This window comes from Wolbachia endosymbiont (group B) of Xylocampa areola (genome assembly GCF_964028205.1).
Taxonomy (GTDB): Bacteria; Pseudomonadota; Alphaproteobacteria; order Rickettsiales; family Anaplasmataceae; genus Wolbachia.
The window spans coordinates 369,294-388,173 of sequence record NZ_OZ034771.1 but is presented as its reverse complement, the minus strand read 5'-3'; the positions used below and the strand labels follow the sequence as shown (position 1 = coordinate 388,173).

General features: G+C 33.7%; 18 protein-coding genes. 12 read left to right on the top strand and 6 right to left on the bottom strand.

Annotation, left to right across the window (positions count from 1 at the left end; all coding sequences use genetic code 11):
• The first annotated feature begins 25 nt into the window (after window positions 1-25).
• Entirely contained in the window at window positions 26-1,588 is a 1,563-nt protein-coding gene (guaA, locus tag ABWU35_RS01805) for a glutamine-hydrolyzing GMP synthase (protein WP_139686404.1), read from the top strand.
• A 220-nt stretch (window positions 1,589-1,808) separates the two neighbouring features.
• On the opposite strand, the gene ABWU35_RS01800 is transcribed toward guaA, so the two are convergent.
• On the bottom strand, window positions 1,809-2,501 hold the full coding sequence (locus ABWU35_RS01800) for a TerC family protein (RefSeq protein ID WP_026097226.1): 693 nt from the start codon (window positions 2,499-2,501) through the stop codon (window positions 1,809-1,811).
• A 282-nt stretch (window positions 2,502-2,783) separates the two neighbouring features.
• On the opposite strand from ABWU35_RS01800, the gene ABWU35_RS01795 reads away from it, so the two are divergent.
• From ABWU35_RS01795 to lepA, 3 genes are all read left to right on the top strand, one after another.
• Entirely contained in the window at window positions 2,784-4,160 is a 1,377-nt protein-coding gene (locus ABWU35_RS01795; protein WP_264685587.1) for a malonyl-CoA decarboxylase, read from the top strand.
• Window positions 4,161-4,245: 85 nt separating this feature from the next.
• Window positions 4,246-5,223, top strand: a complete 978-nt coding sequence (locus ABWU35_RS01790) for a hypothetical protein (RefSeq protein WP_264375881.1) — start codon at window positions 4,246-4,248, stop codon at window positions 5,221-5,223.
• An 81-nt stretch (window positions 5,224-5,304) separates the two neighbouring features.
• Window positions 5,305-7,101, top strand: a complete 1,797-nt coding sequence (gene lepA / locus ABWU35_RS01785) for a translation elongation factor 4 (RefSeq protein WP_264375882.1) — start codon at window positions 5,305-5,307, stop codon at window positions 7,099-7,101.
• Window positions 7,102-7,136: 35 nt separating this feature from the next.
• On the opposite strand, the gene ABWU35_RS01780 is transcribed toward lepA, so the two are convergent.
• The 3 genes from ABWU35_RS01780 to ABWU35_RS01770 form a co-directional block, all read right to left on the bottom strand.
• Window positions 7,137-8,366, bottom strand: a complete 1,230-nt coding sequence (locus tag ABWU35_RS01780) for an IS256 family transposase (RefSeq protein WP_264685586.1) — start codon at window positions 8,364-8,366, stop codon at window positions 7,137-7,139.
• Between the two features lie 266 nt (window positions 8,367-8,632).
• Window positions 8,633-9,505 carry a hypothetical protein gene (locus ABWU35_RS01775; protein WP_007301937.1) on the bottom strand — a complete coding sequence of 291 codons (873 nt, stop codon included), beginning with the start codon at window positions 9,503-9,505 and terminating at the stop codon, window positions 8,633-8,635.
• 95 nt (window positions 9,506-9,600) lie between these two features.
• On the bottom strand, window positions 9,601-9,972 hold the full coding sequence (locus tag ABWU35_RS01770) for a glutaredoxin (RefSeq protein ID WP_006015443.1): 372 nt from the start codon (window positions 9,970-9,972) through the stop codon (window positions 9,601-9,603).
• Between the two features lie 68 nt (window positions 9,973-10,040).
• Here ABWU35_RS01770 and ribF point away from each other — a divergent pair, with 68 nt between their 5' ends.
• From ribF to ABWU35_RS01750, 4 genes are read left to right on the top strand one after another with little or no spacing between them, the layout of a single operon-like run.
• The gene (gene ribF, locus ABWU35_RS01765) at window positions 10,041-10,973 is read left to right on the top strand and encodes a riboflavin biosynthesis protein RibF (RefSeq protein ID WP_019236620.1); all 933 of its coding nucleotides are present in this window, start codon (window positions 10,041-10,043) and stop codon (window positions 10,971-10,973) included.
• On the top strand, window positions 10,970-11,446 hold the full coding sequence (lspA, locus tag ABWU35_RS01760; protein WP_007301940.1) for a signal peptidase II: 477 nt from the start codon (window positions 10,970-10,972) through the stop codon (window positions 11,444-11,446). Before ribF ends, lspA begins: the two co-directional genes overlap by 4 nt.
• 4 nt (window positions 11,447-11,450) lie before the next feature.
• The gene (locus ABWU35_RS01755) at window positions 11,451-12,779 is read left to right on the top strand and encodes a M16 family metallopeptidase (protein WP_026097227.1); all 1,329 of its coding nucleotides are present in this window, start codon (window positions 11,451-11,453) and stop codon (window positions 12,777-12,779) included.
• Window positions 12,766-14,079: a M16 family metallopeptidase gene (locus ABWU35_RS01750; protein WP_019236622.1), complete on the top strand. Its 1,314-nt coding sequence runs from the start codon at window positions 12,766-12,768 to the stop codon at window positions 14,077-14,079. Before ABWU35_RS01755 ends, ABWU35_RS01750 begins: the two co-directional genes overlap by 14 nt.
• Window positions 14,080-14,081: 2 nt before the next feature.
• On the opposite strand, the gene purN is transcribed toward ABWU35_RS01750, so the two are convergent.
• Window positions 14,082-14,648 (bottom strand): phosphoribosylglycinamide formyltransferase, encoded by a 567-nt coding sequence (gene purN / locus ABWU35_RS01745; RefSeq protein ID WP_007301943.1) that lies wholly within the window; start codon window positions 14,646-14,648, stop codon window positions 14,082-14,084.
• 266 nt (window positions 14,649-14,914) lie between these two features.
• Between purN and ABWU35_RS01740 the strand changes: the two genes are divergently transcribed.
• Window positions 14,915-15,331 carry a hypothetical protein gene (locus tag ABWU35_RS01740; protein ID WP_007301944.1) on the top strand — a complete coding sequence of 139 codons (417 nt, stop codon included), beginning with the start codon at window positions 14,915-14,917 and terminating at the stop codon, window positions 15,329-15,331.
• Here ABWU35_RS01740 and ABWU35_RS01735 read toward each other — a convergent pair.
• The gene (locus ABWU35_RS01735; RefSeq protein ID WP_006015458.1) at window positions 15,324-15,845 is read right to left on the bottom strand and encodes a Na+/H+ antiporter subunit E; all 522 of its coding nucleotides are present in this window, start codon (window positions 15,843-15,845) and stop codon (window positions 15,324-15,326) included. The two genes, ABWU35_RS01740 and ABWU35_RS01735, sit on opposite strands and share 8 nt — an antisense overlap.
• Before the next feature lie 103 nt (window positions 15,846-15,948).
• Here ABWU35_RS01735 and ABWU35_RS01730 point away from each other — a divergent pair, with 103 nt between their 5' ends.
• The 3 genes from ABWU35_RS01730 (at window position 15,949) to ABWU35_RS01720 (ending at window position 18,824) form a co-directional block, all read left to right on the top strand.
• Window positions 15,949-16,362, top strand: coding sequence for an ankyrin repeat domain-containing protein (locus tag ABWU35_RS01730; RefSeq protein WP_353276022.1), 414 nt, complete (start codon window positions 15,949-15,951; stop codon window positions 16,360-16,362).
• Between the two features lie 289 nt (window positions 16,363-16,651).
• The gene (locus tag ABWU35_RS01725; RefSeq protein ID WP_353276020.1) at window positions 16,652-18,331 is read left to right on the top strand and encodes a recombinase family protein; all 1,680 of its coding nucleotides are present in this window, start codon (window positions 16,652-16,654) and stop codon (window positions 18,329-18,331) included.
• A complete protein-coding gene (locus ABWU35_RS01720; protein WP_353276018.1) occupies window positions 18,252-18,824 on the top strand; it encodes an ankyrin repeat domain-containing protein in 573 nt (190 codons plus the stop codon). Before ABWU35_RS01725 ends, ABWU35_RS01720 begins: the two co-directional genes overlap by 80 nt.
• Window positions 18,825-18,880: the final 56 nt, after the last annotated feature.

Genomic DNA, 18,880 nt, shown 5'->3' with positions numbered 1-18,880 from the left:
GCTTTAAATAATATGGAGGAGCACATTGTCAGCAATTGCCGTTATTGATTTTGGTTCACAGTTTACACAGCTTATTGCAAGACAAATCAGGGAAATGGGCGTTTACTGTGAAATATTTCCAAGCAATATCGATTTCGAAACAGTATCAAAATTCAATGGATTTATTTTTTCTGGAGGACCGCAATCTGTAAATGACAATTGCTCTGAAGTAAGTGAAGTAGCACATAAAATTATAAAACTTAACGAAACAATAAACACTCCTATACTTGGAATATGTTATGGACAGCAACTCATTTGTCATTATTTCGGGGCAAAGGTAAGAAAAGAATTCAATCAGGAATTTGGCAAAACTAAAATCAAGATACTAAAAGAATCCCCAATTATAAAGGATACTTGGAACGTTAATTCCGAAGTCGATGTGCTAATGAACCATGCAGACAGTGTCGAAACTATACCGCAAGGATTTACTGCTATTGCCTCAGGTATAATAAATCAAACAATCGCAATAATTGCCAACGAACAGCGGAAGATTTACTGTACTCAGTTCCATCCTGAAGTTAAGCCTACGACAAATGGTAGTAAACTTCTCTCTAATTTCTTAGATATTGCAAATTGTGAGAGAGATTGGACAATGAAGTCATTCGTTGAAAAACAGAAGGAAAAAATTCAAAACTTAGTGGGGGAGAAAAAAGTAATTGCTGCAGTAAGTGGGGGGGTTGATTCAAGTGTTGCAGCAGTTCTTACACACAAAGCTATAGGAAAACAATTAAACTGTATTTTTATCGATACTGGGTTATTGCGTAAGAGCCAGACCACTGCTATGTTAAAAGAAATTCCAATAAATTACGTTGATAAATCAAACTTGTTTTTAAGTAGGTTAAAGGGAATAACTGATCCGGAAGAAAAGCGAAAAATTATCGGCAATACTTTTATCGAAGTATTTGAAGAAGAGGCAAAAAAAATAGGTGATGTGGATTTTTTAATGCAAGGCACCATTTACTCTGATGTAGTTGAATCAGGGCACGCTTCAGGAAACACTAGTACAATTAAATCTCATCACAATGTTGGTGGGTTGCCAGAAAAAATGAATCTGAAACTAGTAGAACCTTTACGCTATCTCTTTAAAGATGAAGTAAGGCTGCTTGGCAAAGAAATTGGGCTTTCAGATGAGATAATATTTCAACATCCATTTCCTGGGCCTGGACTTGCAGTGAGGATCATAGGTGAGGTTGATGAAGAAAAGGTACGAATATTGCAAGAAGTAGATGAAATATATATCAACACAATGAAAAATTATGATCTGTATGATAAAATATGGCAGGCTTTTGCTGTACTGTTACCAGTAAAAACTGTGGGAGTTATGGGAGATAATCGTACATACGGATATGTTTGCGCTTTAAGGGCTGTGACTTCATCTGATGGCATGACAGCTGATGCATTTCCATTTGAAAATAAAGATCAACATTCGTTAGTATTTTGGAGGTTTTTGCAAGACGTCAGTAGTATAATTGTTAACAAAGTTTCCGGAGTAAATCGAGTTGTGTATGATTTAACTTCCAAGCCACCAGCAACTATTGAGTGGGAGTAGCAATAATTTCATTCCAGTTTCAGCTACTCGAATCACACCAAAGAGACTGCTTGCATAACTCAAATTTTAAGGAAAACTATTTAATGTCATTCCAGCGCGTAACGCTGGAATCCAGAAAAAAAGAACCAGTGTCAGCTACTCGGATGACATCGAAATGTTCGTACAGATATTCGTCACACACCGGAATAAAAATTAGACTTTTGCCTTGTGCAAAATAATTTTAAGGCCGCATTGTCTTTATTTTGCTTATAGCTTCCACAAGCACTGCAAACATAAATGAAGAATACAAATATGCTTTTGGTAGTTCTATGTGAAGCCCTTCAAGTGTTAGATATACACCGACGAGTAAAATAAATAGAATGGCAATTACTTTTAAGCTTGGGTTGGATTTTATTACCTGAGCGGTATAATTTGATGAAAATAGCATCGCTAATATGGAAAATGTAAATGCTATGGCAATGATTATCATATTGTGAGTTAATGCTATGGCAGTTAATATTGAATCAACCGAAAAAACTAAGTCTATTAATATAATTTGTAGCACAACTAAAAAAAATTGTGATTTAACATTTGCCTTTGTTTTGTTCTCCTTATGTACAAAAATTTCGCTCCATAACTCTATAGAACTTTTAACAATAAGGAATAACCCTCCTGCAATCATAAGTAAATCCTTTACTGAGATATCTAGCGATACAGCGTGAAATATAGGCTTTTGCATTGATAGTATATATGATGTAAAAAATAGTATTACAAAACGCATCAATAGCGCTAAGCCAAAACCTATAAGGCGGGCTCTTTCTCTCAGCAGATTTGGCACCTTATCTATTGCTAGAGAAATAAAGATTAAATTGTCTATACCAAGTATAGTTTCAAGTAGCGTAATTATCAATAAAGTCCAAGCATCAGCTAGCATTTTCATTCCAAAGTCAGATTTTGTACTTTACAATAGATGTGTAAAAATTAAGTAACTTCGACTAGGTAATTAAAAAATCAGCCTTACCCGGAAAAGAAAGAGGCAAAAGGGCATTTTTATAATAAAAGTACTTTTGTAAGAGAAATAATGAAATTAAAAATCTAACTCTCTTTACGAAAATTTTAAATAGATTGTAAAATAGTTGTACCATGAAAATATATGCCTTCTTTATAGACTAAGATTTTTCTTTAAATTAAGATAGATACACGATAAAAGGAACATATGACAAAAGAATCATTAGCAAAAACTGATATAGTAAAAGTTGAAGATAAGAAAGCAACAAAGGGATTTTTTAAAATATTAGGTGAAGTAGCAGATGCTGTAAGGTCATGGGTTGGCAATATTGGCCCTGATTTAAGTAGTAGTCGCGATGTCGATAGTTTAGTCTTGAAGATGAACGAATGCTTAAACCCAAAGGGGGGTGAAGTCTCAGCACGTAAGAACACCGTATCTCTTGGTAATTTGTACTTGAGTTTATCAGAGGCAGGTCAAATAAAATTTTTACAAACCCTGGCAGAAAAGTTCAATCCGGATAAAACGAAAATAGATGAAGAAATGAAAGTATATAAGAAAAATCAAGATTCTGAGTCGAGCTATAAGTTTGAACAAGACTTAATAAAAGTCCTTGAATCACCACGCTCTAAAATATTGAAGCAGTTTATCTCCTTACCGGAGGGCCTTAAGTTTATTGTTGATATGCGTTCTGATGTACTCAAGCTGAAGAATCAATATAAAAGTCTAAGTCCACTAGAAAACGAATTAAAAAGTATACTTTGTACTTTGGTTGATGTTGATCTACTTGATCTTCATCAAATCACCTGGGATTCACCTGCATCATTGTTGGAAAAACTTATAAAATATGAAGCTGTACATAAAATTTCCTCTTGGGGTGACTTAAAAAACAGACTAGATTCTGATCATCTCTGTTTTGCTTTCTTTCATTACAAAATACCAAATGAACCTTTAATTTTTGTAGAGGTTGCACTGATGAATGAGATTGCAGATAGTATTCAACACGTTTTGGACGAGTCAGTTCCTTCAAGTGACCCAAGCAGTGCAAGTACTGCTATATTCTATTCAATATCAAACACTCAAACTGGTTTATCTGGAATTAGCCTCGGTAACTTTTTAATAAAGAGAGTCGTAGAAAAACTATCGCAAGAATTTAAAAGCGTAAAAGTGTATGCAACTCTTTCTCCAGTTCCTGGATTTACAAAATGGCTAAAAAATCAAGACGTAGCTTTATTAGGTAAGCTTAATATAAAACAATCAGGTACAGAAATTTTAGAAAGCATAAAAACTAACATTGAATGCGAAAAACAGTCCCTACTGAAACTTTGTGCACATTATTTGCTAAAGGTTAAAAGCAGTGGTGGAGGTGCTTATGATCCAGTAGCACACTTTCATTTAAGCAATGGTGCATCAATCAAACAAATCAACTGGATGGCTGATACTTCTGAAAAAGGCATTAGTCAGTCAGCCGGAATAATGGTGAATTATCTATATGAGCTGCCTAAAATAGATAACAATCATGAGAATTATATGATTAATAAAGCGATTTCTCATTCAAAAAAAGTGTCAGCTATGTTAAAGGAATAATAGGAAGTGCGCAAGCATATAGAAAGTGCTAACATTCCCTAATGTTTATGTATATAATATTGAATAGTTTTATGAGGTAAAATGTATGGTTTTGGAAAAGCTTCAAGATATCATAAAAGAACTAGATGAGTCAATACAGAGCAAGTCGATAGTAAAGTCGCCTGTATCTGATAATTTAGTTAATGATATTAAAGAAAGCCTGGAGCTAATTAAAAAACATCCTGATCAAGAGAAAAACATAAAAGAAAAGCTTATAGGAGCAGGTTTTATTGTTCAACACGAGTGTTGGGATAGCTTTAAACACTCTTTAGCTAATAATGAGCCTTTAAGTGACAAGTATGATGTTGTAGTAGCTTATGAAAATTTAAGTATAATAGTAGAAGCTTTAAAGTTGCTTAATAGTGTTAACCGGAGTGAAGAAGAACTTAATCAAATTACATCACTTCAGAAAAAAATGAAAGAAGAGTTAGAAAAAATGCAACAACAAAGTGCAGAAAGGCAAAAAGAATTAGAAAAGAAAATTGAAGAAAAGTTTAGCGAGTACATAGAAAGCGGCACTATTGATGCGGTATCAATTACAAAGCATGGGGATAAAAATCTTCTTTATGCAACAATTAAGCTAAAAGAAGACAATAAAAGCACAGATATTAAAATAAGCGAATTTTTAAATAGTGAATTTTGTAAAGAAAACAATATTGCCGGTTTTCTTCTTTCAAGTGGAGATCAAAAAGAACCTATCAGTGGCTACATACATGAGGGGGTTAGATATTATAATTTAGGTACTGCAGCTCAATATGGAATAAAGTTTAACTGGTATGTAGACGGAAAAGAATTTAGCATTACATTAGGTGCTAACAGTGATGGTAGTATTAGAATAATAAGTGATAGACCAACTGATGCGGATTTAGAAAAAAATAAAGATGTAAGAATTAAAGTTGGTAATGATTACCTAAGCCTTGCTGATGCAGTAAAAACATGCAAGCAGGAAAAGAATGAGGCAAGTAGCAAACTGAGTCAACCATCAACTACTGAATACTTCCGACCAGTACAGACGCCAGCTTAATGTTTTCAGCAAAAAGGAAGATAAGTAATTGCTCTTGTAATACTTAAAATGTAAAATAGATCTACTTAAATAAGTAGATCTATGAACAATATAAGAAATTTTGCAATAATAGCACATATAGATCATGGGAAGTCAACTCTTGCTGATCGTTTGATAGAAGAATGTAACGGTCTTGAGACAAGGGAAATGACCAATCAGGTACTTGACTCAATGGATATAGAGCGTGAACGCGGAATCACAATCAAAGCACAAACGGTAAGACTCAATTACACTGCAAATAATGGTAATAAATATTGCCTCAACCTCATGGACACACCAGGTCATGTTGACTTTTCATATGAAGTCAGCCGAAGCTTAGCCGCATGTGAAGGCTCACTTTTGGTAGTAGATAGCAGCCAAGGAGTTGAAGCTCAGACCCTGGCAAATGTCTACAAGGCAATTGACAATAATCATGAGATAATAGTTGTGCTTAATAAAGTCGATCTTCCTGCTGCAGATCCAGAAAGGATAAAGCTTCAGATTGAAGAGGTAATCGGAATTGATGCAACTGAGTCAATTTTGATATCGGCAAAAACTGGTCTTGGGATAAAGGATGTACTTGAAGCTATAGTGACAAAACTTCCCGCTCCTCAAGGTGATACAAATGCTCCACTGCAAGCAATTTTAGTTGATAGTTGGTATGATCCTTACCTAGGAGTAGTAATTTTAGTGCGAGTTAAAAATGGAGTACTAAAAAAAGGCATGAGAATCGTTATGATGTCTAATAATGCTACATATCAGGTCGATAATATCGGTATTTTCACTCCTAAAAAAGTTATGACTGGTGAACTTTCAGCAGGTGAAGTTGGTTTTATAACTGCTTCAATGAAAGAAGTAGCTGACTGCAAAGTAGGAGACACTATTACTGAAGAGAAAAGGCCGTGCAACAAGGCATTACCTGGCTTTAAAGAAGTACATCCTGTAGTATTTTGCAGTATTTTTCCCAATAACACAGATGATTTTAAATATTTAAGGGAAGCACTAGAAAAATTACATTTAAATGATGCTAGTTTTACATTTGATGCTGAAACGTCAAATGCCCTAGGTTATGGATTTCGTTGCGGTTTCTTAGGAATGCTACATCTTGAAGTCATTCAAGAAAGACTCGAAAGAGAATTTGATTTAGATCTAACAGCAACTGCACCGAGTGTTATATATAAAGTTGCAACACAAAATGGTAAAGTTTTAAATATCCATAACCCAAGCGATATGCCAGACCCTACAAAAATTGAAATAGTGGAAGAACCGTGGATCACTGCAACTATAATGGTACCTGATCAATATTTAGGAGAGATTCTATCTCTGTGTGAAGAAAGGAGAGGAGAACAGCAGGATTTATCTTATGTTGGTAATACGACAACAGCACTACTGAAGTATAAATTACCGCTGTCTGAGGTTGTTTTTGATTTTTACGATAGACTAAAATCAATTTCCAAGGGATATGCAAGTTTAGATTGGGAAATATCCGATTATCAGGAAAGTCAGATAGATAAATTAAGTTTTTTAGTTAATGGAGAACCTGTGGATGCGTTAGCCTGCATTGTTCATAAAAGCAGGGCAGAAAAAAGAGGCCGTGAAATATGTGCACGTTTGAAAGACTTGATACCACGCCAGCAATATAAAATCGCGATTCAAGCGGCAGTAGGCGGAAAAATTATTGCTAGAGAAACGATTAACCCGTATAGAAAAGATGTAACAGCCAAGCTCTATGGTGGAGACGTTACACGAAGGATGAAGCTGCTTGAAAAGCAGAAGAAAGGTAAGAAAAGATTGCATTCTGTAGGAAACATAAACATCCCACAAAATGCTTTTATTGAGGCTTTGAAAATAAATGATTAATGGGAGTGTTCTGTAAACTGTGTCAAACCGCATTTTTAATTCAACTCAATTTTCAATCTGTTCGGAAAGAAAATATCAAGTTGAGACACGGTTAATGCCCAATTTTGTACAGACATTGTCCATTTCTCTTCCACCTTTTTTATAGCACAATATACCTGTTTGTACAAGGCACTTATGCTGGCCTTGGTTTTGGTAAATTTTCTGATTTGTCTATGCAGGCCCTCAATTGGATTTGTAGTGTAAACCAGCCTTTTCACTGGGTCAGAATACTTAAAATAGCCAGACAAATTTTCCCAATTATTCTGCCAAGACTTTATAACCATTGGATATTTCGTGCCCCATTTTTCATCCAGCTCCAGCAAATAATTTTCAGCAATTTCCTTGTTTGAAGCCTGATATATTTTCTTCAAATCGCTCATAAAACTTTTCACATCTTTGCTAGACACATATTTCAGCGAGTTCCTTATCTGATGCACTATACATAGCTGCACCTCTGCATTAGGGAACACGCTATTTATAGCCGTAGGAAAGCTTTTCAGCCCATCTACACAAGCAATTAGAATATCCTCTACACCCCTTTCTTTGAGGTCATTTAACACACCGAGCCAAAAGTTAGCTCCCTCACTTTCAGCCAAATAGAAGCCCAAAACCTCCTTTTTGCCTTCTTGATCTACACCTAATATGTTATACATGCATTTGCTTACACACCGTCCGTCTTCTTTGACTTTGAAGAACATGCCGTCCATGAAAACTATCGGATATACAGACTGCAGCGGTCGACTGCGCCATTCATTTATCACTGGCAGTAATTTGTCGGTAATGCTTGATATCTCTGCCGCTGATATTTTGTGGTCATAAATTTCTTCAACATGCGATGCTATATCTTTGTAGCCCATGCCACTTGCAAACATACTCAGGATCTTTTTTTCAAGCTCAGGATGTAGATTAGTTTGCCTTTTCTTAACCGCCTGAGGTTCAAAACTCCCATTTCTATCTCTTGGCGTGAAGAGTTCAAATGATCCTGAACTTGTATTCAAAGTCTTTGAATTTCTACCATTTCTTCGGTTGTTTTCTTCGCTTTCAGTTGACAAATGGTTTTCTATCTCACCTTCCAGGCTCACCTCTAGCAGTTTTTTTATAAATGGTGTTAATGCACCATCTCTTCCTGTCAATGGTCTTCCTTCTCGTATAGATGATAAGATATTTGTTTCTAATTCTTTATAGTCTACCAAACCGGTAGTTCTATTTGCTATTTTTTGACTCATGTCAAACCTCCATTTTTTATATCAATTTATTACTTTACTTCTCGGTTTGACACAGTTTATTTAACACTCCCTCAATAAATTTACTGACATTGATATGGGTAAATTTGAAATAGCTATGTGAATTTGTAAAACACTATATAAGATACCATACAACGAAATCATCCCAGTGTTAAACGCTGGGATGACAGAGAGCAGCTCAATTGCTCCACTCAATCAGTAAAAATCAGATATATGTAGACATTGGCTAAAACCATTCCAACAACATTTTAGTGAAACTTAACAAGCTTATCTATAGTTTTAGTGATGATTCTTGGAGTATTTGGAGAGACTTCTGAGCCCAGTCTATTTAACCGCTCTATAGCAAACCCGCTGTTCTCATTTATTATGAAATCACATAAAATATTTTCTATATCTTTAATAACACTTTCATGCTTTCTCAGAGGATGGTTATTCGGATATCTATGAATGGTTTTGATGCTAGAATACTCAACGAAAGCTTGATCTTTAAAAGCAAGTTGTCTCAATTTCTCTTTGAATTTTTCTTCTTCATCTCTTGCTAAAAGGCAAGACTTTATCAGTGATTTTATAATCGAGTTTATAGCCTGATGTATTTCAGAATGCACTATAACTTTGATGATATTTTCTTCCACTATGCAATCATAAGTGCTTTTTTCGCTCTTTAATGACTCTATAAGCATTTTGCTATTTTGCGAATTCAATTCCAGATTCTCTTCACTTATAGGAGTCATTATAAAGGTATTCTTATTTACCCTGATGTAAAATTGTGGCAACCCTTTAGAACAGGCAAATGCTACATCCTTAGACTCAAGTGCGTGATTGTATGAAGAAGAAAGGGTGCTTGCTATAACGCTACTTGGTACTTTCATTCCATGATTACTTAGGTGATTTAACACATTCTCAACATCATGATATGTAAAACCTGTATCTTTTATCAATTCAACAACTTCTATGCAATTGTGTTGTTTATACTCTATTGTCACTTCTTCTGTAAAAAGAGTTTTAGCTGCTATATGCTTATCAAGCACTGTGAAAATCTTGATGAAACTCTCTAAATCTTGTTTGTTAATTAATTCAATACTAATTAAGTTTTTGCTAACAATTATAATATTTTTTATCATTTTTTCCCACTAAAAAAACTCACTAGATGAATTGTATTTTTAATTCATTAAAAATTGTTTAAAGTGGGTATGCCAGCAACAGTAAGACAAAAAAATCACATAAAATCTTCATTATGTATTATATTACATCCCTCGTGTTCATCACTGCCGCTTGTGTAAGCTGTTGCATTAATGCTATCTTCATTGTTATTTAACATATTATCCAACTTTCCTTCTTTTTCAAGATCCATCAATTTGTCACATCCAGCAATATGATGTACATAATCACCATTTTCATCAGTAATAAAAATTTGTGGAACTGTCCTGACGTTATATTTTGATTTTATACCGTCAAACAAATCCGAGTTTCTAAGTACATCAATTTCTTCGTATTTCACACCTTTTTCATCCAATAACTCTTTTGCTTTCTTGCAGAATGGGCAGTACTTCTTCACATATATTACAACTTTTCCTTTAGTGTTTTTCACGATTTATCTCCATAGTTCATAAAATACAACTATTATATATAAAAAATATATATAAAATATCAAATTGTATGAAAATTATTTACAACTGTGAGCAAGGGATAAAAGATAATGTGGCACTAACTTTCGGAAATTTCGATGGCGTTCATTTAGGACATAAGTTTGCAATTTCCAATCTAAAGAAGGTAGCACAAGAAAGAGGATTACCCTCTGCAGTTTTAACTTTTGAGCCTCACCCATCAACTGTTTTATTTAGTAGGAACAATTTTAGGTTAATAGACCAAGAACAAAAAAAGGAACTAATCAGCAGCTATGGTATAGATTACTTGTATATTATTAATTTTAATAGAGGTTTTTCTGAGGTTAGCTGCGATGACTTCATTGGTAAGATTTTGGTAAAGAAGTATGGTGCTAAACATATAACTGTTGGAGAAAGTTGTACTTTTGGTCACAAACGATTGGGTAACATATTAACTCTAGAAAAATATTCTCAGATGTATGAATATTCTTTAACTAAATTAGAGCCATTGATAATCGATAGAAAAATTTGCTCTTCTTCCTCAATCAGAGAGTGTTTACAAAAAGGCGAAATAGAAATTGCTAATAAATTGCTTGGTAGGTCTTATCAAGTTTCTGGTATTGTAACAAAAGGTGCATGTAGAGGTAGAGAAATAGGGTTTCCAACCATAAACATTCCGATAGAAGATTACATGATAAAACCTAAGCTTGGTACATATTACGCCAAAGTTGCATTTTCTGAAAATAGTTCAAGTTGGCTATATGGAGTAGTCAACATTGGTATGAGACCTACATTTAAGGACTTAAAAAAACCTATAGTAGAAATGCATATATTTGACTTCAACGAAAATGTATACAATTTTAAGGTTGACATACAACTTTTAAAATTTATTAGGGCAGAAAAAAAATTCCATAGTATTAACGAGTTAACAAAACAGATAGACCGTGATATAATGAAGGCTTACCAGTTAAAGATAAACTTATGAAAAGGATATGTTTAGTTATTATATTGATTATAGTATCATTCGATCAAACAAGTAAATTGTATATAAACTCTTTGATTGATGAGGGGGAGTCAATCGAGATTACTAGTTTTATGAAATTAGTTGAAGTTTGGAATTCAGGAATTAGCTTTGGAATGTGTAGTACTCTGCCGCATGGCAGCTTCTTTTTTTCAGCATGTTCAATATTAATAATTGGTATACTTGCATACTTGATATATAAATCTAATGATAAGTCAATTTACCTTAGTTTTTCTCTGATGATTGGTGGAGCGATCGGAAATGTAATTGATAGAATCTATTGGGGAGCTGTATATGACTTCATATATTTTCATATCAATGATTGGTATTGGCCAGCCTTTAATTTAGCAGATCTATCTATAGTTTGTGGAATGTGTACATTGTTATATAAGTGGTATATATATGATAGGTCTATCTCTAAGCAAAATGAGGAATGAAATAATGCTTCGCAAATTCTTTAGTTTTTTTATACTATCTGTGTTTTTTTTCATTTGTCCGATTTCTTTGGAAGCTGAAATCATAAAGCATGCTAAGCTCAGTAACGGATTGGATGTTTATGTAGTACATAATCACCGAATTCCAGCTGTTTTTCATGCAATAATATATAAAGTTGGGGGAATGGATGACCCAATTGGCAAAGCAGGATTGGCTCACTACTTTGAACACTTAATGTTTGAAACTACAGGAAAATTTAAAGACATAGAATCCACTTTGGGCAGCATTGGGGCCCAATTTAATGCTTTTACCACTAAAGAATACACCTGCTACTACGAATTAGTTCTCAAAAAAGATTTACCACTAGCAATGGAAATTGAAGCAGATAGAATGGGCAATTTTGATGTTACTCAAGACAAAATAGATAGAGAAAAAAATATCGTATTAGAAGAAAGAAAGATGAGATTTGATAATAATCCTGAAGCTTTACTATGGGAGGAAATGAACAGTGCATTTTATCGTAATGGTTATGGTAGGTCTGTTATTGGTTGGGAGAGCGATATTAAAACTTACAATCAAGATGACATAACAAGGTTTCATGATAACTATTATCATCCAGGTAATGCTATACTGCTCGTTGTTGGTGATGTAGAATTTGAAGAAGTAGTGGGATTAGCAAAGGAAAAATATGGTGCAATTAAAGCTGAGCCTGTAGTGAAGCATTATCCGAACCAAGATTCAATACATAATGCAGATATATCGGTAATTTTAGAAAGCACTGAAGTAAAAGAGCCAGTTTTATACTTTCGCTATAGTGTTCCTTTATTTGAGCAAATAAGTGAAACTTTTCCTGTTGATTTGGCAGTTGATGTTTTGGGGAATGGCAAGTCTAGTAAGCTATATAAAGATTTAGTTCTAGATAAGAATGTAGCAGTAGAAGTGTTTGCTTATTATAATAGCTTAGCTTTTAGTAATGGTTACATTGAGATTCGGGTAACTCCAAAAAGCGGGGTGAATTTGGATGCTGTTGCAAGAGAGTTAGAAAATTCTATTAATCACTTTAACTCTGAAGGAATAACAAGTGAAGAGTTGCAAAGTACAAAGTCTAAATACAAAGCAGCACAGCTTGATAATCTATCTGATTTAACTAATATAGCAATGTTTTATATACCACGTCTAGCACTAGGTATTCCACTTGATGAAATAGACATTTCATATAGCAAAATTAATGATGTCAATCTAGAGGATGTAAATAATAAAGTTCACGCTATCTTTTCTACTAATAAATTAGTTGGTCGTTTGCTACCAAAAGGAGGTAATAATGAAGATAAGTAAATATGTATTTCTATTTTTTTTCTGTCTAGGCTTTAATTTGCAAGCAAGCAGTCACTTAAATATAGAGGAGGTTACTACTAATAAAGGATTTAAGTTTTTATTTGTTGAAAACCATGATCTACCAAAAGTTTCACTTAATATATCATTCAAAGATGCAGGTTGTGTGTATGAAAGTGCAGAAAAGCAGGGGCTTGCTTGGTTTACTTCTCTTGTAATTCAAGAAGGAGCAGGAAAAAATGATGCCAAAGATTTTGCGAAAAAGCTTGAGGATAAAGGAATTAGTTTAAATTTTACTTCTGGTTTAGAAGCATTTAGGGTTTCATTAAACACTTTATCTGAGAATCTAGAGGATGCAATTTCACTACTGAGTGATGCTATAATGCGCCCTAAAGTTGATCCTGAGGGGTTAAATAGAGTATTCGAAAAAGCCAAAGTAAACTTTAATAATTTTGAAAAAGACCCTTATTTTATTGCTGCAAAAGAGTTAGATACATTGTTGTTCAAAAAACATCCTTACTCAAGAGATCCATATGGAACTCTAGACACTATAATGAACATTACTAGAGACGATGTTTTAACATACATAAAGCGTAGTTTTACTAAGGATAATATCGTTATTAGTATTGTTGGTTGTGCAACAAAAGAAGAAGTTAGTACGCTGCTCGATAAATATTTATCTAAGTTACCATCAAAAAGATCGAAAGTTAGGAAGGTATCTGTAAAAAATGAATTTGGGCCTGCAGAAAGTAAGAGCGTTTTTATGGATATACCACAGAGTGTAATACTTTTTGCTCAAAAAGGCATAGCATATGAAGACCCTAATTACTATAATGCTAGTGTTTTGATTAATGCGCTTGGTGGTATGAGTCTAAACTCAATACTGATGAAAGAGTTGAGACAAAATCTAGGTATTACTTATGGTGTTAGTGCACGTAATGTTCCTAATAAGCATGGAAATATTATATCTGGATTTATGAGTACTGATAGTTCCACTGCTAGCAAAGCTATATCAGCAGTAAAAGATACATTTAGCAGAATAAAAGAGGAAGGAATTGACGAACAATTATTCAAGGATGCAAAAACCAGTTTAGTAAATAACCTTATCTTCTCTTTTCTATCCAATAATGCGAATACAGCAACGTTACTGGATAGTATGCAGATAGATGATCGTGATATTAACCATATAAATAATTATGCAAATATCATTAATGATGTTCAATTGGAAAAAGTAAACAAGCTGGCAAGTTCTTTACTGAATCCTGAAAATTTATTTTTTGTTGAAGTTGGAAGAAACGCTTAAGGTCAATAGTTAATACCTTCTACTATTGATCTTACTGCTTTTACATAACACTTATGCTCTTCAGCTAGAATGCGCTCTGAGAGACTGTGAACATCATCATTTGGTAACACTGGAACAGTAGCTTGAGCGATTATGGCTCCAGCATCAATTTCAGGAGTAACATAATGCACAGTACATCCTGTAATTTTTACACCCGCTTTCAGAGCTTGCTCCTGAGCATTTAGGCCCTTAAATGACGGAAGTAAAGAGGGATGAATATTTATAACTTTGTTATGCCATTTATTCAGGAAATTGGCCTTTATAATTCTCATAAACCCTGCAAGGCAAATTAAATCAACCTTATGTTGAACAAGTATTTCATGAATTTTATCAGTATCAAGTGGCTTATCTTCAACAACAAACGCTGAAACTCCTGCTTGCTTTGCTATTTTAAGGCCTCCAGCTTCACTATTATTTGTGATAACACACACAGTTTCAGCAGGGAAATTCTGATCTTGACATGCTTCTATTAAAGCCTGCATGTTTGATCCTCTACCTGAAATTAGTATTCCGAGTTTTATCTTTTTCATTTTAGTGCAGCCGTAAGAATGGATATTAATAAAATAGCTCAAAAGGAAAGTTTATTTTAGAATAAATACTATTGTGTAGCAATATTTTACACTGCTGAATAACATGGAATTAAAGAAATCATTCAGTTTGAAGTAACTTTAACATTTCATTTTAGGAATATTATACAATTTATGGTAAATAAATGCATATTTTTATGGCTGCGTTATTATTTATTTAACAAAGTATTAGTATAATTTACTACACTGAATTAAATGGAGAAAATTCAATGAATAAATTACCAAGCAATGCAAAAACAAGCAAGTCTCAGGTTACTCAGTGGGAGGTAATAAAAAATTGTGAATATTCTGATAATTGTTTATCAAAAGTAGTAACTTTATACGTCATTAAAATGGCAGAATTATCAGATATTTATACGAGTAATGAACCTGAAATTAATACTATACTTACAAGAATAAGCATAACAAGTGAAAATGCATTTTTAAATAAGGTTGTTGATATTGAAATTATGGAGGGCATTTTTCCGTACAAATTCAACAGCAAGAAGAAAAATAACATATCAAGGCTAGAAGATTTGTACAATTATTTATGTTCTACTGTTATTGATAGCCTTCCAAAAGAAATGCTTGAAAGCCTAAGAAGAGAATACAGAGACGCTGTTAACTTATTTAAAGCAATTACTTAACTAGGTGTAACATTTTTAAGACTTTACCTTCTATTTCAGAAATGCCACTTTCAAGATCTTTATCTATCAAACATATGGTAGATAAATATGTTTTCTGCTTCTTTTCAACATTGATAGTTAAAGTTCCAGGAGTAATCGTAACCGAGTTAGCAAATAATGCAATGGTCTTATCATTATGTCCTATGCATTCTCTTACAATAACAATTGGCTCAACTGTAGATTTGAATCGTAGCACCTTTTTTGTTACATAAATACTTGAAAAAATAATTTGGTAAATTAGCCAAGGTATATAACTTATAAGCTGATAAAGTGACAGCCTACCACTATCATTTAGAATTTGACTAAGGGCACTTTCAGCATCAATTAACCTTTTAAAGATAATCAATGTGAACACAGAAGAAAATACTCCACAGAGAATAAAAAAAGGCTCAAAATAACCAGACAATGTAATCCATAGAGAAGACAAAATCACAAATGATAGAGAAAAAAACTTAATATTTTGCCTGACTTTCATGATTTGGAGTATAACTTAAATGATTTTTTAGAAAAATAAAAAGTTCTTGATTTTTGTGTCAAAGAACATAATAACCAAGTTATTTTAATAAGTAGTGGAGATTATGACGCTTGATGATTTTCTAAAAATGCTTGAAGAAATAAATGATACTTCAGGTTTAAGCAAGAACAACATAGTTGAACGAATAAAAATAAAATTAGAAAGAATTGATTTACGGAGGTGGGAAGATAGTGGATTTAATATCAATCATATATTCACTACACATAGTGATCTAGATCCTGTAGAAACTACATTGTTGCATTTTGCTGCTAAGAGTGGCTATGAGAACATAGTAATAGCTCTAATTGAATATGGAGCATATGTTGATGCATGGGACAGCGATGGATGCACTCCTTTACATTTTGCTGCTGAATGGAACCACAAAGGCATATTAGATATTTTAATTGAAAGTGGAGCAAATGTTAATGCGTGGGACAATGATGTATGTACACTACCGACAATGTTGCAAAAAACATAAAAATAAAACTAGAGAAAACCATTTCTCGAAAACTTCTGTGTCCAGAACCAAGAGTCCGATTTACTTATAGCGCTAATAATCAATTAACCATCGGCTTTAAGGAATGATATGAACATATTATTTCAAGGAAAAGTCATGAGAAACAAGAGATTAGCTATCCAAATTAGCTGTAGCTATGAACCTAATCGGTTAGCAGAACAATGCTTATCAGATGCTTATGAAAAGGTAGTGTCAAAGGAAATAAGTCAAAAAAACTTAAAACATAAAAATGGGATTCAAGGAGGGTCAAATGGTAACAGTATGTTTATATGCGAGAGTTTCTTCGGGGAAACAAGTAGAAGGAAATACGATAGAAAGTCAAATTGCAGCTTTAGAGAAGCAAATTAATCTGGACGGATACAGATTGTTAAGTGAGTATAAATTTATTGATAACGGCTACAGTGGATCTCATTTAGTCCGCCCTGATTTAGAAAAATTACGTGATAAAGTAACAGAAGGTAAAATTGATAAGATTTACATTCATTCTCCTGATCGTTTATCTAGAAAATATGCATATCAAATGGTGCTGATTGAAGAATTTGAAAAAGCAGGAGCAAAAGTGGTTTTTTTAAATTATGAGATTAACGGTAACCCAGAATCTCAATTACTGTTACAAATGCAAGGTATGATAGCAGAATATGAACGTGCGAAAATTATGGAACGAAGTCGTCGTGGTAAAATCTATGCAGCTAACAAAGGCTATGTAAATGTAATGGGAGGAGCTCCTTATGGTTATCGTTATATAGATAAGCATATGGGAGGAGGACAAGCTTTATTTGAGATTAACGAAAAAGAAGCTGATGTCGTTCGTAAAGTATTTTTGTGGATAGGCAGAGAAAGAACAAGTATTGGGGAAGTATGTCGTCGGCTAAATACTATGTCCATTAAGACACAAAAAGGAAAAGAACGCTGGAATAAAGGTACAATTTGGAGTATGTTGAAAAACCCTGCTTACAAAGGACAAGCAGCTTTTGGTAGAAGAAGGTTAGGAGTAAGATTAAAGCAAGTAAGACCACAGAAAGGCTCTTGTGAGCAGCCAAAAAGTAACCACTCTGTCTATCCTGTTGAAAAAGCAAATTGGATTTATATTAAAGTGCCAAATATAGTAGATGAAGATATATTTGATATTGTTCAAGAACAATTAGCTGAAAATAGAAAAGTAGCAAGGACAAGAAAAAGAGGAGCAAAGTACTTACTACAAGGTTTAGTCATATGTAAGCGTTGTAATTACGGATGTTACGGAACTTGCATGAGAAGTAGACGAGAAGAAGAAGGTGGTCATTATGCATATTACCGTTGTAGTGGTAAAGATTCTTACCGTTTTGGTGGTAATAAGATTTGTGACAATAAACCCATTCGCTCAGATGCATTAGAAACAGCTGTGTGGGAAGAGGTTAAGCAGTTATTGAAAAATCCAAACAGGATTTTAGAAGAATACAAGCGTAGGCTTTCAGAACTAAAAAAATCATCATTGGATCAAAAAAGTGACCTGCTAGAGAAACAAGAAAATAAATTAAAACGTGGTATTGCTAGACTTATCGATAGTTATGCTCAAGAATATATCAATCAAGAGGAATTTGAACCACGAATTAAAGCAATGAAACAAAGCTTAAAAACAATTAAAGAAGAGAAGAAAAAGATATTTTATCAAAAGGAATTAGAACAGGAGGTAACTCTGGTTGTGGCCAATTTAGAAGACTTTTCTTCCAATATTACGTTAAACCTTGATAACGCAGACTGGTTAACTAAACGTGATATTATCAGAACATTGGTCAAGAGAATTGAAATTAACCTTGAGGACGTAAATGTGGTATTTCGCGTAAAAGAGCTACCGAACTCTTCTGGACATAATGGAAAGGAAAATAAAAATTTGCAACATTGTCGTAGGTGTATTTACACCTTTACATCTTGCTGCCGAAGGTGGGAATGAAAGTGTAGTAAGAGCTCTAATTGCATGTGGAGCAGATGTTAACGCGCAGAACAATGATGGACACACTCCTCTACATTTTGCTACTAAGAGTGGCTATGAGAACATAGTAATAGCTCTAATTGAACACGGAGCATACGTCGATGCGTGGGATAATTATAGAAGCACTCCCTTGCATTTTGCTGCTGAAAGTGATAATGAAAACATAGTAAGAACTCTGATTGAACATGGAGCATGTGTTAATGTGTGGGATAGTTGTGGACGCACTCCTTTGCATTTTGCTAGCGATCATGAAAGTATAAGAGATATTTTAATTGAAAGTGGGGCATATGTTAGTAAACAGAACAATAATAGATATGCTCCTTTACACTTTGCTATTGAATGGGGCTGCAAAGATGTGATAAGTTCTTTGTCAGGTAATGCTAGTCCTAGGGCTGAAATGGCAGTAGGAAGAGTGGAACAAATTACACTTGCAGGAAGATTGGAGCTTTTTTAACCAAACTTGCATTTACTGAGATAATTGTTTTGTTATGAATTAAACCAAAAGTTCTG

Bases quoted from the DNA above. Each gene is read 5' to 3' on its own strand.
- ABWU35_RS01800 (WP_026097226.1), bottom strand. From the start codon at position 2,501: ATGCTAGCTGATGCTTGGACTTTATTGATAATTACGCTACTTGAAACT.
- ABWU35_RS01725 (WP_353276020.1), top strand. From the start codon at position 16,652: ATGGTAACAGTATGTTTATATGCGAGAGTTTCTTCGGGGAAACAAGTA.
- ribF (WP_019236620.1), top strand. From the start codon at position 10,041: ATGAAAATTATTTACAACTGTGAGCAAGGGATAAAAGATAATGTGGCA.
- ABWU35_RS01730 (WP_353276022.1), top strand. From the start codon at position 15,949: ATGACGCTTGATGATTTTCTAAAAATGCTTGAAGAAATAAATGATACT.
- ABWU35_RS01780 (WP_264685586.1), bottom strand. From the start codon at position 8,366: ATGAGTCAAAAAATAGCAAATAGAACTACCGGTTTGGTAGACTATAAA.
- purN (WP_007301943.1), bottom strand. From the start codon at position 14,648: ATGAAAAAGATAAAACTCGGAATACTAATTTCAGGTAGAGGATCAAAC.
- ABWU35_RS01790 (WP_264375881.1), top strand. From the start codon at position 4,246: ATGGTTTTGGAAAAGCTTCAAGATATCATAAAAGAACTAGATGAGTCA.
- ABWU35_RS01740 (WP_007301944.1), top strand. From the start codon at position 14,915: ATGAATAAATTACCAAGCAATGCAAAAACAAGCAAGTCTCAGGTTACT.
- ABWU35_RS01735 (WP_006015458.1), bottom strand. From the start codon at position 15,845: ATGAAAGTCAGGCAAAATATTAAGTTTTTTTCTCTATCATTTGTGATT.
- lspA (WP_007301940.1), top strand. From the start codon at position 10,970: ATGAAAAGGATATGTTTAGTTATTATATTGATTATAGTATCATTCGAT.
- ABWU35_RS01795 (WP_264685587.1), top strand. From the start codon at position 2,784: ATGACAAAAGAATCATTAGCAAAAACTGATATAGTAAAAGTTGAAGAT.
- lepA (WP_264375882.1), top strand. From the start codon at position 5,305: ATGAACAATATAAGAAATTTTGCAATAATAGCACATATAGATCATGGG.
- ABWU35_RS01775 (WP_007301937.1), bottom strand. From the start codon at position 9,505: ATGATAAAAAATATTATAATTGTTAGCAAAAACTTAATTAGTATTGAA.
- ABWU35_RS01755 (WP_026097227.1), top strand. From the start codon at position 11,451: ATGCTTCGCAAATTCTTTAGTTTTTTTATACTATCTGTGTTTTTTTTC.
- ABWU35_RS01750 (WP_019236622.1), top strand. From the start codon at position 12,766: ATGAAGATAAGTAAATATGTATTTCTATTTTTTTTCTGTCTAGGCTTT.
- ABWU35_RS01720 (WP_353276018.1), top strand. From the start codon at position 18,252: ATGGAAAGGAAAATAAAAATTTGCAACATTGTCGTAGGTGTATTTACA.